General features: G+C 64.4%; 1 protein-coding gene. It reads right to left on the bottom strand.

Annotated features, from left to right (window positions below; translation table 11 throughout):
• A partial coding sequence (locus IPU70_RS33130; protein WP_207474202.1) for a VCBS domain-containing protein occupies window positions 1-267 on the bottom strand: 267 nt, incomplete at both ends.

Genomic DNA, 267 nt, shown 5'->3' on the forward strand with positions numbered 1-267 from the left:
AAGTTGAGGTTGGCGCTGGAGGTATCGCCGTCGGCATCGGCGACGGTGTAGTTCAGCGTGAAGTCGAGCTTGTCGGAGGCGTTGAGCGCCTGGACGGCCGGCTTGGTGTTGTCGAGCTTGAACTCCCAGGTGCCGTTGGCGTTCAACGTCAGGGTGCCGTACTGGGCGATGAGGGCCTTCTGGGCGTCGGTGACGTTCCAGGTGACGCCGGTGATGGCATCGGCGCCCTTGGTGTCGTTGGCCACGACGTCGCCGCTCAGGGTGTTG

It is taken from the genome of Achromobacter sp. SD115, assembly GCF_017355315.1.
GTDB lineage: Bacteria > Pseudomonadota > Gammaproteobacteria > Burkholderiales > Burkholderiaceae_B > Achromobacter > Achromobacter xylosoxidans_B.